The organism is Pseudomonas sp. GW821-FHT02B10 (genome assembly GCF_059421865.1).
The window spans coordinates 130,976-149,006 of sequence record NZ_JBWKVU010000002.1 but is presented as its reverse complement, the minus strand read 5'-3'; the positions used below and the strand labels follow the sequence as shown (position 1 = coordinate 149,006).

18 protein-coding genes are annotated in these 18,031 nt (G+C 60.9%); all 18 read right to left on the bottom strand.

What is annotated here, in order from left to right:
* Positions 1–2: 2 nt before the first annotated feature.
* Positions 3–701, bottom strand: a complete 699-nt coding sequence (locus AC07VU_RS04500; protein ID WP_495029553.1) for an HAD family hydrolase — start codon at positions 699–701, stop codon at positions 3–5.
* Positions 698–2,068: an NAD(P)/FAD-dependent oxidoreductase gene (locus AC07VU_RS04495; protein WP_092421483.1), complete on the bottom strand. Its 1,371-nt coding sequence runs from the start codon at positions 2,066–2,068 to the stop codon at positions 698–700. Before AC07VU_RS04495 ends, AC07VU_RS04500 begins: the two co-directional genes overlap by 4 nt.
* Positions 2,049–3,155 carry a DegT/DnrJ/EryC1/StrS family aminotransferase gene (locus AC07VU_RS04490; RefSeq protein ID WP_495029552.1) on the bottom strand — a complete coding sequence of 369 codons (1,107 nt, stop codon included), beginning with the start codon at positions 3,153–3,155 and terminating at the stop codon, positions 2,049–2,051. Before AC07VU_RS04490 ends, AC07VU_RS04495 begins: the two co-directional genes overlap by 20 nt.
* Complete coding sequence (locus AC07VU_RS04485; protein WP_495029551.1) at positions 3,152–3,664, bottom strand: NUDIX hydrolase; 513 nt, start codon at positions 3,662–3,664, stop codon at positions 3,152–3,154. The genes AC07VU_RS04490 and AC07VU_RS04485 overlap by 4 nt, the downstream gene beginning before the upstream one ends.
* Complete coding sequence (locus AC07VU_RS04480; protein WP_087087343.1) at positions 3,664–4,773, bottom strand: DegT/DnrJ/EryC1/StrS family aminotransferase; 1,110 nt, start codon at positions 4,771–4,773, stop codon at positions 3,664–3,666. The genes AC07VU_RS04485 and AC07VU_RS04480 overlap by 1 nt, the downstream gene beginning before the upstream one ends.
* A complete protein-coding gene (locus tag AC07VU_RS04475) occupies positions 4,763–5,842 on the bottom strand; it encodes a Gfo/Idh/MocA family protein (RefSeq protein ID WP_007924527.1) in 1,080 nt (359 codons plus the stop codon). Before AC07VU_RS04475 ends, AC07VU_RS04480 begins: the two co-directional genes overlap by 11 nt.
* 670 nt (positions 5,843–6,512) lie before the next feature.
* Entirely contained in the window at positions 6,513–8,345 is a 1,833-nt protein-coding gene (glmS, locus tag AC07VU_RS04470) for a glutamine--fructose-6-phosphate transaminase (isomerizing) (protein ID WP_495029550.1), read from the bottom strand.
* A 10-nt stretch (positions 8,346–8,355) separates the two neighbouring features.
* Positions 8,356–9,123, bottom strand: a complete 768-nt coding sequence (locus tag AC07VU_RS04465) for a DeoR/GlpR family DNA-binding transcription regulator (protein ID WP_495029549.1) — start codon at positions 9,121–9,123, stop codon at positions 8,356–8,358.
* Between the two features lie 227 nt (positions 9,124–9,350).
* A complete protein-coding gene (gene glmU / locus AC07VU_RS04460) occupies positions 9,351–10,718 on the bottom strand; it encodes a bifunctional UDP-N-acetylglucosamine diphosphorylase/glucosamine-1-phosphate N-acetyltransferase GlmU (protein ID WP_495029548.1) in 1,368 nt (455 codons plus the stop codon).
* A gap of 114 nt (positions 10,719–10,832) precedes the next feature.
* Positions 10,833–11,258 carry a F0F1 ATP synthase subunit epsilon gene (locus AC07VU_RS04455; protein WP_007924512.1) on the bottom strand — a complete coding sequence of 142 codons (426 nt, stop codon included), beginning with the start codon at positions 11,256–11,258 and terminating at the stop codon, positions 10,833–10,835.
* Positions 11,259–11,303: 45 nt separating this feature from the next.
* Positions 11,304–12,680, bottom strand: coding sequence for a F0F1 ATP synthase subunit beta (gene atpD, locus AC07VU_RS04450; protein ID WP_007924510.1), 1,377 nt, complete (start codon positions 12,678–12,680; stop codon positions 11,304–11,306).
* Between the two features lie 27 nt (positions 12,681–12,707).
* Positions 12,708–13,568, bottom strand: coding sequence for a F0F1 ATP synthase subunit gamma (gene atpG, locus AC07VU_RS04445; RefSeq protein ID WP_007924507.1), 861 nt, complete (start codon positions 13,566–13,568; stop codon positions 12,708–12,710).
* A gap of 50 nt (positions 13,569–13,618) precedes the next feature.
* A complete protein-coding gene (gene atpA / locus AC07VU_RS04440) occupies positions 13,619–15,163 on the bottom strand; it encodes a F0F1 ATP synthase subunit alpha (protein WP_007924506.1) in 1,545 nt (514 codons plus the stop codon).
* 21 nt (positions 15,164–15,184) lie between these two features.
* Complete coding sequence (locus AC07VU_RS04435; protein ID WP_007924505.1) at positions 15,185–15,721, bottom strand: F0F1 ATP synthase subunit delta; 537 nt, start codon at positions 15,719–15,721, stop codon at positions 15,185–15,187.
* A gap of 12 nt (positions 15,722–15,733) precedes the next feature.
* The gene (locus tag AC07VU_RS04430; protein ID WP_007924504.1) at positions 15,734–16,204 is read right to left on the bottom strand and encodes a F0F1 ATP synthase subunit B; all 471 of its coding nucleotides are present in this window, start codon (positions 16,202–16,204) and stop codon (positions 15,734–15,736) included.
* A 57-nt stretch (positions 16,205–16,261) separates the two neighbouring features.
* Entirely contained in the window at positions 16,262–16,519 is a 258-nt protein-coding gene (atpE, locus tag AC07VU_RS04425; RefSeq protein WP_002555987.1) for a F0F1 ATP synthase subunit C, read from the bottom strand.
* Between the two features lie 133 nt (positions 16,520–16,652).
* Complete coding sequence (atpB, locus tag AC07VU_RS04420; protein WP_007924498.1) at positions 16,653–17,522, bottom strand: F0F1 ATP synthase subunit A; 870 nt, start codon at positions 17,520–17,522, stop codon at positions 16,653–16,655.
* A gap of 16 nt (positions 17,523–17,538) precedes the next feature.
* Entirely contained in the window at positions 17,539–17,946 is a 408-nt protein-coding gene (locus tag AC07VU_RS04415; protein ID WP_037004398.1) for a F0F1 ATP synthase subunit I, read from the bottom strand.
* Positions 17,947–18,031: the final 85 nt, after the last annotated feature.

Genomic DNA, 18,031 nt, shown 5'->3' with positions numbered 1-18,031 from the left:
GATCAGGCTCCCTCGTGAACGACGGCGCGCCGCTCGTCACTGGCGTAATGGCCCAGCAGTTCGCCCAACCCACCGAAGACCGGGGCGTCGGCCTGTCGCAGGCGGTTGAGGTCCTGATGGCCGGTGCTGACCAGCAGCGGCTGCCAGCCGACGGCCCGCGCCACGTCGTAGTCGTGCAGGGTGTCGCCGATGAACAGGGTGCGCCCGGCCGGTGTGCCGAGCTTCTCCTGCAGCATCAGGGCCTCGGCGGTCTTGCTGGTGGCCTGGTTGTGGCTCAGCCCCACGACATGCTCGAAATGCCCGAGCAGGCCCTTGGCTTCCAGGGTCTTGCGCAGCACGTCGCAATGCGAGGCGGACACGATGGAGACGCCGATACCGGCATTGCGCGCTGCCTCCAGGACCTCGAATACCCCATCGTGCAGCGGGCACTGCGCGACATTCGTATCGAAATGCTCCAGGTAGTGCTCGACGATTCGCGCAAAGGGCGTGCGCTGCAGGTCGAACCCCAGGGAGGCGTAGAAATCGGCAATCGGAAAGTCGAACAGCGCGCGGTAGCGCACGGCATCGATGGGCGGCACCGCATAGCGCTCGCCACAGCGATTGACCGCGCTGACCGCCAGGGCGATGTCGTCGATCAGGGTGCCGTTCCAGTCGAAGACCAGGTGTTCGATCCCCGAGAAGTGCAGTCGATCATCGATCATGGTCGGGTTTTCTCCGCAAGAAGGGCGTTGAGGGCAATGCGCGAGGCGATCGCCGGTGTGTAGAGCTTGCTCGGCTCCATCACCAGGTTGGTCACGCCAATCTGGGTTTCCAGAGCCCGCCGATTGTTCGCCGAGACCTGGCCCAGGCCGGCGCCGTACCAATGATGGAATCGCGTGCGCCAACTGCGCTGGCCTACGGTTTCGGGAAAGCGGAAGTCTTCGGTGGTGGCCATGCTCCAGGCGCCATCGACCACTTCGCACAGGCGTCCCTGCAATTGGCGAAAGCCCTGGCCGCCCTGCAATACCTGGTCGATGTGGCGGTCGATGCAATCGGCCTCCAGCGCGCCGATGGTCATGCCTTGGCTGTACAGCGGGTTCATGCTGCTCAAGGCATCGCCGACCACCAGCAGCCCGGCCGGCCAGTGCTCGACCCGATCGAAGTGCGTGCGGCGACTGCCGGGCATCTTGAAGGTGTAGACCGGCGACAGCGGCTCGGCGTCGCGGATCACCTCATGGATATCCGGCACCGGCAGCGCCGCCAGCGCCTGCAGGAACTCCTGCGGGTCGTTGCCGGGAAAGTGACCGAACCAGCCACCAGTGGTGACCATCCAGCGGTCGCCTTCGATCGGGCTGATCACTCCCATGGAACGCTGCAACGGCGCCTTGGGCAGCACCAGCAGGACCTGCCACTGCTCGGCATAGGCCGGAAGACGCCGGTAGATGCGCGACGCATAACCCAGCTCGGTCTTGACCACGCTGGTCTCGACCTCGCCGAAGCCGGCCTCTTTCAGCCACGTCGGCAAGCGCGTGCCACGCCCGCTGGCGTCGACCAGCAGGTCGCAGCGCAGCGTCCGCTCGCCGTGGCCATCGTCGACGGTCACCGCCTCGACCCGCCGGGAAGGATCGACCCCGGTGAACTCGATCTGCGTGACCCGGGTGCTGGACAGCACCTCGACGTTCAGCACGCCGAGCAGGGCCCGGCGCAGCTGGTTGTCGATCAGCCGCCGGCTGCAGTAATGGGCATAAATGCCACTGCGGTAGCGGTTTTTCCAACGCCCGCCCTGGTACCACTTCACGTCGTGACCCAGGTCGGCCACCTGCGCGCCGCCCTGCTCCAGGGCGCTCAAGGTGCCGGGGAAGATGCCTTCGATGATCTGCTTGCCACGCAGCAGCAACAGGTGGACGTGATGCTCCTGGGGCAGGCTCTGGCGCGGGCCGGTCTCGTCGAAGAAATCGCTCTTCTCGATCACCGTGACCCGCTGGAAACGCCGGGCCAGGACCGCGGCCGTCAGGCAGCCCGTCACGCTGCCGCCGATGACCACGGCATGTCGACCGCCCGTGGCGGTATCAGGCTGGGGAGTAGTCATTGAGCACCTTTGCAATGTAGGCCAGGTCGTCGCCCGCCAGGCCCGGGTGCAGCGGCACCGTGGTCAGCGAACGCAGCAACCGGGCGGCGTTGGGGCAATCGCGGCGGTACTGCGCCAGCAGCGGCAGCTGGTACAGCGGCTGGTTGTCGTACTTGCCGATGTCCGAAGGGATGCCGTGACGCTGCTGGTAGTGCACCAGTTCACGCCCGTCGTGCCCCACCGCCTGCAACAGCAAGGCATAGGCGTTGGCCTCTCCACCGGGGGTCAGCGGCAGTTCGCGGATCGCCGGGTTGTCCAGTAGCTCCAGCAGCTGCCGGCGGTTGGCCTGGCGCTGGTGCAAGCGGCTTTCCAGCTGCCGCGAACGCGCCAGCCCGAGGGCGGCCTGCAGGCCGCCGAGCTTGAGGTTGATGCCCAGGGTTTCGCCGGTGAGGTTGCCGAAACGGGTGTAGGCGCGGATACGGCTGGCGCGCTCGTCGTCATCGGTCATGACAAAACCGCCCTCACCGGTGGACATGAACTTGCAGTCGTGGGTGCTGAAGCAGCTGATGTCGCCATGCTGCGCCAGCCAGCTGCCGTTCAGGCGCGTCAGGTGCGCATGGGCCAGGTCCTGGATCAGCGGGATACCGGCCTGGCGCGTGGTGGCCCAGGTGGTATGCGAGGCGATCGGGTACCCCCACATCGGCACCTCGATCACCGCACAGGTGCGCGGGCCGATGCAGCGTTGCAGGTCATCCGGGTCGAGCCCGAAGTTGTCCGGCGCCACATCGCAGAACACCGGGACCAGGCCCAGGGACAGGATCGGCAGGACGGTGCAGATCGGGCACGTGGGCGCGACTATCACTTCGTCCCCCGGCTGGAACCGCACGCCGGCCAGCGCCGCGGTGACCGAAGCGGCCCCCGACGACACGGCGATCACATGACGCACGCCGTACAACACGGCGAGCGCGGTCTCGTAGTCCTCGACGATCTGCGAGGTGCCGGTCAGCCCTGTCGCCAGGGCGCGTTGCAGCTCGGGCACATCGTCGGGGGTATCGTGGCCGCACTTGTCCGCGATGACCCGGCCCTGTTGAGCAAGGGCCTGGTTCATGGCGCCACCTTCCGGCCGACCATGTCCCACACCTCGGCATCGGCGAACACCCGGTCCACCATGCGCCGGAAGTTGGGGAACATCTTCAGCTCGGCGGTTTCCTGGCGGCTGAAGAAGCGCGCGTTTTCCACCTCGCGCTCCGGCGGGCAAGCCCGCAGGTCGGTGGCGGTGAGGTAGATCAGGTCCAGGTGGTAATGCGGCCCGCGCTTGTCATCGATGAATTCGCAGAGGATCCGGTAAGGCTGGTGCAACACAGTGACATCGGTCTCGGCATCGGCCAGTTCCAGGTCACGCTCGCCCAGCAGGACGGCGTGAATCCCGGTTTCTTCGTAGATCTCGCGCAGCACCGCCACATCAGGGGTTTCCCCCTGCTCGATATGGCCGCCCGGATACAGCCAGACCCCCAGCTTGCGGTGGTGCAGCAGGAGCATCTTGCGGTCGGGGTTCAACACGAACGCCGAGGCCGTGAAATGCCGGTCCAGGGTCGAACGATCAAGAACGTCCGTCATCATGCGGCCCCGTACTGGTTGATCCGTTCGGCCATGTAGTCCAGTTCGGCGCGGGTGATGTCCGGATGGACCGGGATGGTGGTCATGCTGGCCAGCAGCGCCTCGGCGTTGGGGCAGTCGTTGCGGTACTGGGCCAGCGCCGGGAACTCGTAGAGTGCCTTGCAGCCGTAGCGCTTGATGTCCGACGGGATGCCCGCCTCGTCCAGGTAATCGATGAAGGCCCGGTTGTCGGCGAAATGCAGCTCCAGGTTGAGGAAGTAGTAGTTGGTCCGTCCGCCCTCGATGATGACCTTTTCCCGCACCTTGCTGTGGTCGAGCTGCTGCAGGAAGTAGGTGGCATTGGCGCGGCGCTGCTCGATCTGCGCGGCCAGCGAGTCCAGGCGGTTGGCACCCAGGGCGGCAGGCAGCGCGGCCAGCTTGTAGTTGAGGCCGAAGTCCTTGCCGTTGAGGTTGCCGAAGCGGCTGTAGTCGCGGCAACGCTGGGCCAGTTGGTCGTCGTCGGTGAGGATGAATCCGCCCTCGCCGGTGGCCAGCGGCTTGCGTTCGTGGGTGCTGAAGCACGACAGGTCGCCGTAGGCCGACAGCGGCCGGCCATTGAGGGTGCTGCCATGGGAATGCGCCAGGTCGAGGATCAGCTTGATCCCCAGCTCGCGGGTCAGGCCTTGCAGCTCATCGACTTCGGTGGGGTAGCCCCACATCGGAATATCGATGATCGCCCGGGTCCGCGGGGTGATGCGGGCCTTGATCGATTCCGGATCGGCGCCGAAACCGTGACGGCGGGTGTCGACGAAGATCGGGTTGGCGCCCGCGGCGATGATCGGATAGATGGTGCACAGCGGGCAGCTCGGCGTCAGCAGGACGTCGTCGCCGGGACCGACGCCGGCGGCGTAGATCGCCACGCTCAGGGCCGCGCCACCCGAGGAGACCGCGATCGCATGCCGCGCCTCGAACCAGGCCGCCAGCTTGACCTCGTATTCGCCCACCACATCGCTGGTGCCGGACAGCGGCCGCTCCAGGGTGTTCTGCAAGGTCAGCAGATCGTCGGCGTACACCGGACGGTATTTGTCGGAAACGGAGATGCGGGCGGCGCTGGAGAGATTAGAGGACATTGGTCTGGGCTCCGAGAAAGGCTGGGGACTTGGCGGCATGGGTGGAATGGAGGGCAAGCACGGGGGCGACATCGGCGCGGGCGCTGTCGGCATGACAGATCTGCTCGATCACCCGGAAGGTCGGCAGCAGGCTCTCGAAGCTGGCCTCGTAAGGCGTACGGTTGCGCACCGCGTCGAAGAACTTCTCCAGTTCGCCGAAATAACCGCTGCGCTCATAACCCGAATCCAGCGGCCCTGGCTGCCACGCGCCGCGCCAGCGCTTGGCGGTGCCGGTTGCCCCGGTGCCATGCACCGGTTCGTGCAGGGTGATGTTCCACAGGTTGTTGAGCTCGACCATCATCGAATTGGAGCTGACGATCTTCATGTCGAATTCGAAGTACGGGAACATCGTCCCGCTCAGCAGGCTGACCGTCGCGCCGGAGCTGAAACCGAGCTCCAGGCTCACCAGCAGCGAGTCCTCGTGGCGCTGGACCCGGGATTCGATATCGCGCAATTCGCCGCCGCCGAAGGTCACGCCAAGGTCGATGGTGTGAATCGCCTGGGCCAGCAGGAACGAACGCAGCGTGGAATCCAGCCCCCACAGCGGCGCGGTGGGTTTGCTCGCATAGTGGTTGAGCTGGATGTGCACGACCTTGCCGAACTGCTCGGTGCGCGTCATATCGCGCAGCTGGCGCATGGGCTTGGCATATTTGAAGTTCATGCCCACGCCAGTGACCACCTGGGCCTGGCGCGCCGCGCCGATCAGGTATTCGAGCTCGGCGAGGGTGAAGCACGGCGGCTTCTCGACGAAGACATGCACGCCCTTGGCCATTGCCTTGATCGCCAGGTCGCGGTGCGCCTGGGGCGGGCACGCCATGACCACCGCATCCAGCGCAGCGGTATCGAGCATCTCATCGAAGTCGTCGGTGATCGCGACCTCGGAAATGAAACGGTGAATCTGTCCGGCGCGGGTCAGGTCGCTGTCGCACACGGCGACGATGCGAATATCCGGCATTTGCAGAAGCGTGGGCAGCAGGTTTTCTTGCATCTGCGCGCCGAGACCGACGATGCCAACTCTGAGTACAGTCATAACCATCTCCATCCTGGAAAAGTGGGTACTGCGTCATGAAAAGGTTGGACGAACGACTACACGGGATCCGCTTCGGGTCACCTGCGGGGTGAGCCGATCCGGTCCGACATTCGCTTCAATCGAGGCAGGATTGCCTCAGAACAACGGATCACCTTTACAGAGTCCGTTCGGGCTGTTGCCCAGGGTCACCCGGGTGGAACACTCGGATGTTTCTCGCCACACGCCGACACCCGGCTGATGCCGAGGAGTCATAGAAGCGTGATGGACAGAAGGGATAGCGCCGCGAAGGCAATAGGAAGGAGGGGAACCAAGTCGAATCGAACGCCGGTGGCAATGAGCAACCTGGCCGAAAACCTGGATCGAAGAATTGTGGCTTCGTTTAAAAACGGAACAACGACCGAAATGCCGATACGCATGCATGGCTGAATCATCCTTGAAGCGCTGTTTCTATCCCTTGTTATGCAGGAGCTCCGGTTCCGTGAGCCCTTGCTTTGCACACACCTCATCAATGTGTGGCTTGGAGGTATAGATCAGCCTTTTTCGGAGCGCAAATCAGTTGCTATATCGTTTCATCATATTGTTTTGAATAATCCGGACATAAGGCAACGGGCCATATAGGCCCGTTGTCAAAGCGTCGGCCGGGCCGAAAAATCAGCCGGCTGTGGATAACTCACTCCACCGTCACCGACTTGGCCAGGTTTCGCGGCTGGTCGACGTCAGTGCCCTTGAGTACCGCCACGTAATACGACAGCAATTGCAGGGGGATGGTGTAGAGGATCGGCGACAGGATGTCGTGGATATGCGGCATGTGGATAACATGCGTGCCCTCGCCGTTGGTCATGCCGGCCTGCTCGTCGGCAAAGACGATCAGCTCGCCGCCACGGGCGCGGACTTCCTGCAGGTTGGACTTGAGCTTCTCCAGCAACTCGTTGTTCGGCGCCACGGTGACGACGGGCATGTCGTTATCCACAAGGGCCAGCGGACCGTGCTTGAGCTCGCCGGCCGGGTAGGCTTCGGCGTGGATGTAGGAGATTTCCTTGAGCTTGAGTGCCCCTTCCATCGCCACCGGGAATTGCGCCCCACGCCCGAGGAACAGGGTGTGGTGCTTCTCGGCGAACAGCTCGGCGATTTTTTCCACCGTGCTGTCCATCGCCAGAGCTTCGCCCAGGCGGGTCGGCAAGCGCCGCAGTTCTTCCACCAGGGTGGCTTCGACGCCTTCGCCCAGGGTGCCGCGGACCTGGCCCAGGGACAGGGTCAGCAACAGCAGGCCCACCAGCTGGGTGGTGAAGGCTTTGGTCGATGCCACGCCGATTTCACGACCGGCCTGAGTCAGCAGGGTCAGGTCGGACTCACGCACCAGCGAGCTGATACCGACGTTGCAGATCGCCAGGCTGGCGAGGAAACCCAGCTCCTTGGCATTACGCAGGGCGGCCAGGGTGTCGGCGGTTTCGCCGGACTGGGAAATGGTCACGAACAGGGTATCCGGCTGCACCACCACCTTGCGGTAGCGGAACTCGCTGGCCACTTCGACCTGGCACGGAATCCCGGCCAACTCTTCCAGCCAGTAACGGGCAACCATGCCGGCGTGGTAGCTGGTGCCGCAGGCGACGATCTGCACGTTGCGCACCTTGGCGAACAGCTCGGCGGCCTGTGGGCCGAAAGCCTGGACCAGCACCTGGTTCGGGCTCAGGCGGCCTTCGAGGGTGCGTTGCACCACGGCTGGCTGCTCGTGGATTTCCTTGAGCATGAAGTGGCGGAACTCGCCTTTCTCGGCGGCCTCGGCGCCATCACGGTATTGCACGGCTTCACGCTCGACCGCTTTGCCGTCGACATCCCAGATCTGCACGCTGTCGCGGCGAATCTCGGCGATATCGCCCTCTTCCAGGTACATGAAGCGGTCGGTTACCTGACGCAGGGCCAGTTGGTCGGAAGCCAGGAAGTTTTCCCCCAGGCCCAGGCCGATCACCAGCGGACTGCCACTGCGGGCGGCGACCAGGCGGTCCGGCTGGCTGGCGCTGATCACGGCCAGGCCATAGGCGCCATGCAGTTCCTTGACGGTGGCTTTCAGGGCCACGGTCAGGTCGCCCAGGTCCTTGAGTTTGTGATCCAGCAGGTGGGCGATGACTTCGGTGTCGGTGTCCGAGGTGAACACGTAGCCCAGGCCTTTGAGCTGCTCGCGCAGGGCTTCATGGTTCTCGATGATGCCGTTGTGCACCACCGCCAGGTCGCCGGAGAAATGCGGGTGGGCGTTACGCTCGCATGGCGCGCCGTGAGTGGCCCAGCGGGTGTGGGCGATGCCCAGGCGACCGACCAGCGGCGCGCCGGCCAAGGCCTGTTCCAGCTCGCTGACCTTGCCCGGACGACGCAGGCGCTCGAGCTTGCCATCGTTGGTCAGGACCGCCACCCCGGCACTGTCGTAGCCGCGGTATTCGAGACGCTTGAGGCCTTCGAGCAGGATGGGCGTGATATTCCGTTCAGCAACGGCGCCAACAATTCCACACATGGTTTCTCTCCTAGATGACTGCCGCGCAAATCAGCGTAATGCCGCGGGCCTGAATCTGGTCGCGGGCCTCTGCAGGCAGGCGATCATCGGTAATAAGGGTATGGACGCTGCTCCAGGGCAGTTCCAGGTTGGGAATCTTGCGGCCGATCTTGTCGGCCTCGACCATCACCACGACTTCCCGCGCCACCTCGGCCATCACCCGGCTCAGGCCGAGCAACTCATTGAAGGTGGTGGTCCCGCGCGCCAGGTCGATGCCGTCGGCACCGATAAACAGCTGGTCGAAGTCGTAGGAGCGCAATACCTGCTCGGCGACCTGCCCCTGGAACGACTCGGAGTGAGGGTCCCAGGTACCGCCGGTCATCAACAGCACCGGCTCGTGCTCCAGTTCGCTCAGGGCATTGGCCACATGCAGCGAGTTGGTCATGACCACCAGGCCCGGCTGCTGACCGAGTTCGGGAATCATGGCCGCGGTGGTACTGCCACTGTCGATAATGATGCGGGCGTGTTCGCGAATCCGTGCAACCGCCGCACGGGCGATGGCTTGTTTATAGGGGGAGACTGGCTGGCCGATATCGCCAACCAGTTCCTGCGGCATGGTGATCGCGCCGCCGTAGCGCCGCAGCAACAAGCCGTTGCTCTCCAGGGCCGCCAGGTCCTTGCGGATCGTAACTTCCGAAGTTTCGAAGCGTTTAGCCAGCTCATCCACGCTCACCTCGCCCTGTTCATTGAGCAAGGCCAGAATGTTGTGACGGCGCTGGGGCGTATTGCGTTTCGACATGAGCACTTAAGTTTCGATTCGAAAGATAACGGAAGCAATCAAAACCTATTGCCGGAAATTCGTCAAGCAAGGGAAATGAAAAAAATGCTGTGGATAACAGCCTGAAGGAATTATCCATAGGGATGACGCTTCGCGGCCACAGAAGGATGGGTATCAATCCTGTAGCCGCGAGTTTGCTCACGATAGGCAGAGCGAACAGCACCGACCTTGCATCGGCTGTGGATAACTCAGCTCTTCTTGATTTTCACCGGGCGTTTCCAGCCGTCGATGTTCTTCTGTCGGGCGCGGGCCACGGCCAGCTGGGCTTTTTCCACAGTCTGGTTGATGGTGGAACCGGCCGCCGTGGTCGCGCCATCCCGGATATCCACAGGTGCCACCAACGAGTTGTTGGAACCGATGAAGACGTCTTCGCCCAGCACCGTCCGATGTTTGTTGGCGCCATCGTAGTTGCAGGTAATGGTGCCGGCGCCGATGTTGCTGCGCGCACCGATCTCGGCATCGCCCAGGTAGGCCAGGTGCCCGGCCTTGGCGCCCTCGCCCATGCGTGCGTTCTTCAACTCGACAAAGTTACCCACATGGGCACGGGCTTCGAGAACAGTGCCCTGGCGCAGGCGGGCGAACGGACCGGCATCGCTGCCTTCACCCAGTACCGCACCTTCGATATGGCTGTTGGCCTTGATCACCACGCCCTTGCGCAGGGTGCTGTCCTTGATCACGCAGTTCGGGCCGATCACCACGTCGTCCTCGATGACCACGCGGCCTTCGAGAATCACGTTGATGTCGATCAGCACGTCGCGGCCCACCGTCACTTCACCGCGCACATCGAAACGTGCCGGGTCGCGCAGGGTCACGCCCTGAGCCATCAGGAGCCGACCTTCGCGCAACTGGTAATGACGCTCCAGCTCGGACAGCTGCTTGCGATCGTTGGCGCCCTGCACTTCCATCGGATCGTGCGGTTGCTCGGTGGCCACCAACAAACCATCGCTGACCGCCATCTCGATCACGTCAGTCAGGTAATACTCGCCCTGGGCGTTGTTATTCGACAGACGACTCATCCAGTCGGCAAGGCGATTGGCCGGCACGGCAAGGATGCCGGTGTTGCCTTCGGTGATAGCGCGTTGCGCTTCGCTGGCGTCCTTGTGCTCGACAATGGCTGCTACCCTGCCGTCGGCATCGCGAACGATCCGGCCATACCCGGTCGGGTCGTCCAGCTCCACGGTCAGCAATCCCATTTGCCCGGGAACAACGTGCTTGAGCAAGCGCTGCAGGGTTTCGACTTCGATCAGCGGCACGTCACCGTAGAGAATCAGCACGGTATCGGCGGTAATGAACGGCACCGCCTGGGCGGTGGCGTGACCAGTACCCAGCTGCTTGTCCTGCAGCACGAAATTCAGGTCGTCCGCCGCCAGGCGCTCACGCACCGCATCGGCACCGTGACCAATGACGACATGGATACGCTGTGGATCGAGTTGCCGAGCGCTGTGGATAACATGCCCCAGCATGGAGTTGCCCGCCACCGGGTGCAGCACTTTCGGCAACGACGAACGCATGCGAGTGCCTTGACCGGCAGCGAGAATAACGATTTCGAGAGACATGACTGGCTACCAATCCTGGGTGGTCAGCGACTGCGACCATGAGGTGAATTGCAGAAAAAGAAAAAGGGTAGCCGAGGCTACCCTTTTTAATCAATCACGCGGAAATCCCGCGGCTTAGCCGCCGAACTTCTTGCGGATCTGCTGGACGGTGCGCAGCTGGGCTGCGGCCTCGGCCAGACGTGCAGCAGCAGAACCGTAGTCGAAATCTGCGCCTTTTTCATTCAGGGCCTTCTCAGCAGCCTTGACGGCTTCCTGAGCGGAGGCTTCGTCCAGGTCGGCAGCACGCTGCACGGTGTCGGCAAGAACCTTGACCATGTTCGGCTGAACCTCGAGGAAACCACCGGAGATGTAGAACACCTCGGTTTCCCCGCCCTGCTTGATCAAGCGGATCGGACCTGGTTTCAGATTAGTGATCAGCGGAGCGTGACCCAGGGCGATACCAAGATCCCCCAGCTCGCCGTGTGCGATCACCATCTCGACCAGACCGGAGAAGATTTCTCCTTCCGCGCTGACGATATCGCAATGGACTGTCATAGCCATCTGCTTGCCTCAACCTAAATTAGCGCCCGTTGCCGGGCGCCGGGATTACAGTTTCTTGGCTTTCTCGATCGCTTCTTCGATGCCGCCGACCATGTAGAACGCTTGTTCTGGCAGGTGGTCGTAGTCACCGTTGAGGATGCCTTTGAAGCCAGCGATGGTGTCTTTCAGGGAAACGTATTTGCCTGGAGAACCAGTGAAGACTTCAGCCACGAAGAACGGCTGCGACAGGAAGCGCTGGATCTTACGAGCGCGGGATACCAGTTGCTTGTCGGCTTCGGACAGTTCGTCCATACCCAGGATCGCAATGATGTCCTTCAGCTCTTTGTAGCGCTGCAGCACGTACTGAACGCCGCGAGCGGTTTCGTAGTGCTCGTTGCCGATCACGTTCGGGTCCAGCTGACGGGAAGTCGAGTCCAGTGGATCTACCGCTGGGTAGATACCCAGGGAAGCGATGTCACGGGACAGTACGACGGTGGCGTCCAAGTGGGCGAAGGTGGTCGCTGGCGACGGGTCGGTCAAGTCGTCCGCAGGTACGTATACCGCTTGGATCGAGGTGATCGAGCCTTGCTTGGTCGAAGTGATACGTTCTTGCAGAACGCCCATCTCTTCAGCCAGGGTCGGCTGGTAACCTACTGCGGAAGGCATACGGCCCAGCAGTGCGGATACTTCGGTACCGGCCAGGGTGTAACGATAGATGTTGTCGACGAACAGCAGAACGTCGTTACCTTCGTCACGGAACTTCTCGGCCATGGTCAGGCCGGTCAGAGCTACGCGCAGACGGTTTCCCGGCGGCTCGTTCATCTGGCCGTATACCAGTGCCACTTTGTCCAGAACGTTGGAATCCTTCATCTCGTGGTAGAAGTCGTTACCCTCACGAGTACGCTCACCCACACCGGCGAACACGGAATAACCGCTGTGCTCGATGGCGATGTTACGGATCAGTTCCATCATGTTTACGGTCTTGCCCACACCGGCACCACCGAACAGACCAACTTTACCGCCCTTGGCGAACGGACAAACCAGATCGATAACCTTGATGCCGGTTTCCAGGAGGTCGTTGCCACCAGCTTGTTCAGCGAAGGACGGCGCAGGACGGTGAATGCCCCAACGCTCTTCTTCGCCGATCGGGCCAGCTTCGTCGATCGGGTTGCCCAGTACGTCCATGATCCGGCCCAGGGTCGCTTTACCGACCGGTACGGAGATGGCTGCGCCAGTGTTGTTGACGTCCAGACCGCGCTTCAAGCCCTCGGTGGAGCCCATCGCAATGGTACGTACCACGCCGTCGCCCAGCTGCTGCTGAACTTCCAGAGTGGTTTCGGCGCCTTGAACCTTCAAGGCGTCGTAGATGCTCGGTACGCTGTCGCGTGGAAATTCCACGTCGATAACGGCGCCGATGATTTGAACGATACGTCCGCTACTCATAGCTGGATCCTCTGAATATTTGAACCGTTAAACCGCGGCAGCGCCGCCGACGATTTCCGAGATCTCTTGGGTGATCGCAGCCTGACGCGCCTTGTTGTAGATCAGCTGCAAATCGCTGATCAAATCACCGGCGTTGTCGGTAGCGTTCTTCATCGCGATCATCCGCGCAGCTTGTTCAGCCGCGTTGTTCTCGACCACCGCCTGGTAGACCTGCGACTCCACGTAGCGAACCATCAAGCCGTCAAGCAGCTCTTTGGCATCCGGTTCGTAGAGATAGTCCCAGTGGTGCTTGAGTTCTTGATCCGGGGTTGCCACCAGCGGAATCAACTGCTCCACCGTAGGCTGTTGCGTCATGGTGTTGATGAACTTGTTGGACACCACGGACAGGCGGTCAATCCGGCCGTCCAGGTAGGCATCCAGCATCACCTTGACGCTGCCGATCAGATCATTGATCGACGGCTCTTCACCCAGGTGGCTGATTGCAGCGACGACGTTACCGCCGAAGTTACGGAAGAAAGCCGCACCTTTGCTGCCTACCACGCACAGATCGATCTCGACGCCATTTTCGCGGTTTACCGCCATGTCCTTGACCAAAGCCTTGAACAGGTTGGTATTCAAACCACCGCACAGACCACGGTCACTGCTCACCACGATATAACCGACGCGCTTGATTGCGCGGTCGATCATGAACGGGTGGCGATATTCCGGGTTGGCGTTGGCCAGATGACCAATAACCTGGCGGATGCGCTCCGCGTAAGGACGGCTAGCAGCCATGCGCATTTGTGCCTTGCGCATTTTGCTGACCGCCACTTTTTCCATGGCGCTGGTAATCTTTTGCGTGCTTTTGATGCTCGCAATCTTACTGCGAATCTCTTTTGCGCCTGCCATGTAACACCTATCAGGTTAGCAAGCGGGAGCCTCGCGGCCCCCGCTGCGGCTTACCAGGTTTGGGTGGCCTTGAACTTCTCGATACCGGCTTTCAGGCCAGCGTCGATTTCGTCATTGAAGTCACCCTTCACGTTGATCTTCGCCATCAAATCGGCGTGATCGCGGTTGAAGTAAGCAATCAGCGCTTGTTCGAAGCTACCGATCTTGGCGATTTCGACGTCAGTCAGGAACCCACGTTCAGCGGCATACAGCGACAGCGACATGTCAGCGATGGACATAGGCGCGTATTGCTTCTGCTTCATCAGCTCGGTAACGCGCTGACCGTGTTCAAGTTGCTTACGGGTCGCTTCGTCCAGGTCAGAAGCGAACTGGGCGAATGCCGCCAGTTCACGGTACTGAGCCAGAGCGGTACGGATACCACCGGACAGCTTCTTGATGATCTTGGTCTGAGCGGCACCACCTACACGGGATACCGAAACACCGGCGTTCACTGCCGGGCGGATGCCGGAGTTGAACATGGCCGATTCCAGGAAGATCTGACCGTCGGTGATGGAAATCACGTTGGTCGGAACGAACGCGGAAACGTCGCCAGCCTGAGTTTCGATGATCGGCAGTGCGGTCAGGGAACCGGTCTTGCCAGTTACCGCGCCGTTGGTGAACTTCTCTACGTACTCTTCCGAAACGCGGGATGCGCGCTCCAGCAGACGGGAGTGGAGATAGAACACGTCGCCTGGGTAAGCTTCACGGCCTGGTGGACGGCGCAGCAGCAGGGAAATCTGGCGGTAAGCCACTGCTTGCTTGGACAGATCGTCATAAACGATCAGCGCGTCTTCACCGCGGTCACGGAAGAATTCGCCCATGGTGCAACCGGAGTACGGTGCCAGGAATTGCAGGGCAGCGGATTCGGAAGCACTGGCAGCCACGATGATGGTGTTGGCCAGAGCGCCGTTTTCTTCCAGCTTGCGAACAACGTTGGCGATGGTCGATTGTTTCTGACCGATAGCCACGTATACGCAGAAGATGCCGCTGTCTTTCTGGTTGATGATCGCGTCGATCGCCAGAGCGGTCTTACCGATCTGACGGTCACCGATGATCAGCTCACGCTGGCCACGGCCGACAGGGATCATGGCATCGACAGCCTTGTAGCCAGTCTGTACAGGCTGGTCTACCGACTTACGCCAGATCACGCCTGGAGCAACTTTCTCGACCGCGTCGGTCTCGGTGTTGTTCAGCGGACCTTTGCCGTCAACTGGGTTACCCAGTGCGTCGACTACGCGACCCAGCAGTTCCTTACCAACCGGAACTTCGAGGATGCGGCCGGTGCACTTGGCGCTCATGCCTTCAGCCAGAGTCGTGTATGCGCCCAGTACAACGGCACCTACGGAGTCTTGCTCGAGGTTGAGTGCCATACCGTAGACACCGCCCGGAAACTCGATCATCTCGCCGTACATGACGTCGGCCAGACCGTGAATCCGCACGATACCGTCAGAAACGCTGACGACAGTGCCTTCGTTACGGGCTTGGGAGGTCACATCGAGCTTTTCGATGCGGCCCTTGATAATTTCACTTATTTCGGAAGGATTGAGTTGCTGCATTGCTCTGCTGCCCCTTCAAACTCAAGATTTCAATGCTTCGGCAAGTTTCGCGATTTTGCCGCGAATCGAGCCATCGATAACCAGGTCGCCGGCGCGGATGACGACACCACCAATCAGGGCAGCGTCCTCCGCAACTTGCAGGCGCACTTCCCGGTCGAGTCGTGCACTGAGAACCTTGGCGAGTTTGTCTTGCTGTTCTTGGTTCAACGCAAAAGCACTGGTGACTTCCACATCTACCGACTTCTCTTGCTCGGCCTTGTACAGGTCGAACAGGGCGGCGATCTCCGGCAGAAGCAGGAGACGGTCGTTTTCGGCAACGACGTGGATGAAATTCTGTGCCTTGGCATCGAACTTGTCGCCGCACACGTCGATAAACGTGGCGGCCTTGTCTGCGCTCGTCAGTCGCGGGGCCTTGAGCACGCGCCGCATGGTGTCGTCTTGCGACACTGCTGCAGCCAGGCCGAGCATGGCTGACCAAGAGGCCAGCTGCTGGTGGGCCTGAGCGTGCTCGAAGGCCGCCTTAGCGTAAGGTCGGGCCAACGTGGTCAGTTCTGCCATGATCGCCCTCGCTTAAATTTCAGCAGCCAGTTTGTTAACCAGCTCCGCGTGCGCGTTTTGATCGATTGTGGCACCCAGGATCTTCTCGGCACCGCCAACGGCCAGCACACCCAGTTGGGCACGCAGCGCGTCTTTGACACTGTTCAGTTCCTGCTCGATCTCGGCCTGAGCCTGAACCTTCACACGGTCAGCGTCGACACGGGCTTTTTCAACAGCCTCTTCGACGATCTGGTTACCGCGTTTCTTGGCTTGCTCAATGATTTCGGCTGCCTGAGCTTTTGCTTCGCGCAGTTGCTGACCCGCTTTCTCTTGGGCCAGTTCCAGGTCGCGAGCTGCTCGGCTGGCAGCGTCCAGTCCATCCGCGATCTTCTTCTGACGTTCGTGCAAAGCCGCGATGACCGGAGGCCACACGAACTTCATGCAAAACAGTACAAAAATGAAGAACGCAACGGACTGGCCAATCAGGGTTGCATTAATGTTCACGCCAACACCTCGCTCGTTCGTTGTCCATCACACCAATCAACTCGAAAATTCGAGTGATTAGCCAGCGAGTTGACCAACGAAGGGGTTCGCGAAGGTGAAGAACAGAGCGATACCAACGCCGATCATGGTTACGGCGTCGAGCAGGCCGGCAACGATGAACATTTTAACTTGCAGCATTGGAACCATTTCTGGCTGACGCGCAGCGCCTTCCAGGAACTTGCCGCCCAACAGGCCGAAACCAATTGCGGTACCCAGTGCGCCCAGGCCGATCAACAGTGCAACAGCGATAGCGGTTAGACCAACTACAGTTTCCATCTTTCCTCCCGACTTTTACGTCGTATGGTTTAGGTTTTTTAGATTAAAGCGGTAAAACAAATCGTTTCATCGTGCCCTAGACGGGCCCCCTCCCGTTTGACCAGGAGGGACATCAGACTGGTCGAGACCAGTCTTAATGGTTCTCTTCGTGTGCCATCGACAGGTAGACGATGGTCAGCATCATGAAGATAAACGCTTGCAGGGTGATGATCAGGATGTGGAACACAGCCCACGCCCATTGCAGCACCACGCCCAGGCCGCTGAGCCAGAGCAGGCCGCTGCCGAACATCACGGCGATCAGGATGAACACCAGTTCGCCAGCGTACATGTTGCCGAACAGACGAAGTGCCAGAGAGATTGGCTTGGCGATCAGCGTCACGAATTCAAGCAGGAAGTTCACCGGAATCAGCAGCGCTTGAACAAAGATGTTCTTGCTGCCGAACGGGTGCAGGGTCAGTTCGCCGATGAAGCCGCCGATGCCCTTGATCTTGATGCTGTAGAAAATGATCAGTGCAAACACCGAGAAGGCCATGGCCAGCGTGGCGTTCGGGTCGGTAGTCGACACGGCACGGAAAGGAATGTGCGCATCGCCGGAGATCAGGATGGCCAGCTGAGGAATCCAGTCGACCGGGATCAGGTCGATGGCGTTCATCAGGAACACCCAGACGAAGATGGTCAGTGCCAGCGGTGCAATCACTGGGCTACGGCCATGGAAGCTGTCTTTCACGCTGCCATCGACGAACTGGACCAATACTTCAACGAAGTTCTGCAAAGCACCTGGCTGACCAGAAGTTGCCTTCTTGGCCGCCATGCGGAAAAGAAGAACGAAGATCAGACCCAACGCTACAGACCAGCCGAGAGTATCGACGTGGAATGCCCAGAAGCCCATTTCTTTGGCTTCTGCTGCGGTGTGGGCAAAGCCCCAGCCGCCATTAGGTAGCTGACCGAAGGTCAGGTTCTGCAAGTGGTGCTGGATATAGCCCGAAGCGGTTGTTTCTGCCATGGTTGCCTCAAACGCCCTAAGGTCTCGAAAGTCTTGTTCTCATAAGCAGGGGAGCGAACCAGCTGACCAGTTGGGTCAGCACGAAGACGCCGAATACAGCTAGCGGCGCCAATGGCTTCACACCTGCGAACGTCAATGCAAAGAGCACTGCCGTCAAAATCAGTTTGCCCGCCTCGCCGGCATAAAAAGACCGGACGATGGCTTGAGCTGCTCGGGCGCCGGAAAACCGAAATGCCCTATGAGCGAAATACACATTGGGGAGCAAGGCTATCAGTCCCCCACAAAGGCCTGAGTATCCGGCTACGACTCCATGCCAATGCCAGAGCGCCAAGGCGGCCAGCAATAAAACGACCAACTGAGCCAATAAAACCGGGAAAACCGCCAAGCGATGGAACGGCAAGCGGTTTGGCGTGCGGGTTTCCATCACTCTTGCTCCTCATGGGTCGGCTGCCAGAATTCAATAACTTGGCATAATTTGTGCCGACAAAATGCGCGCAGAGTATAGGGGC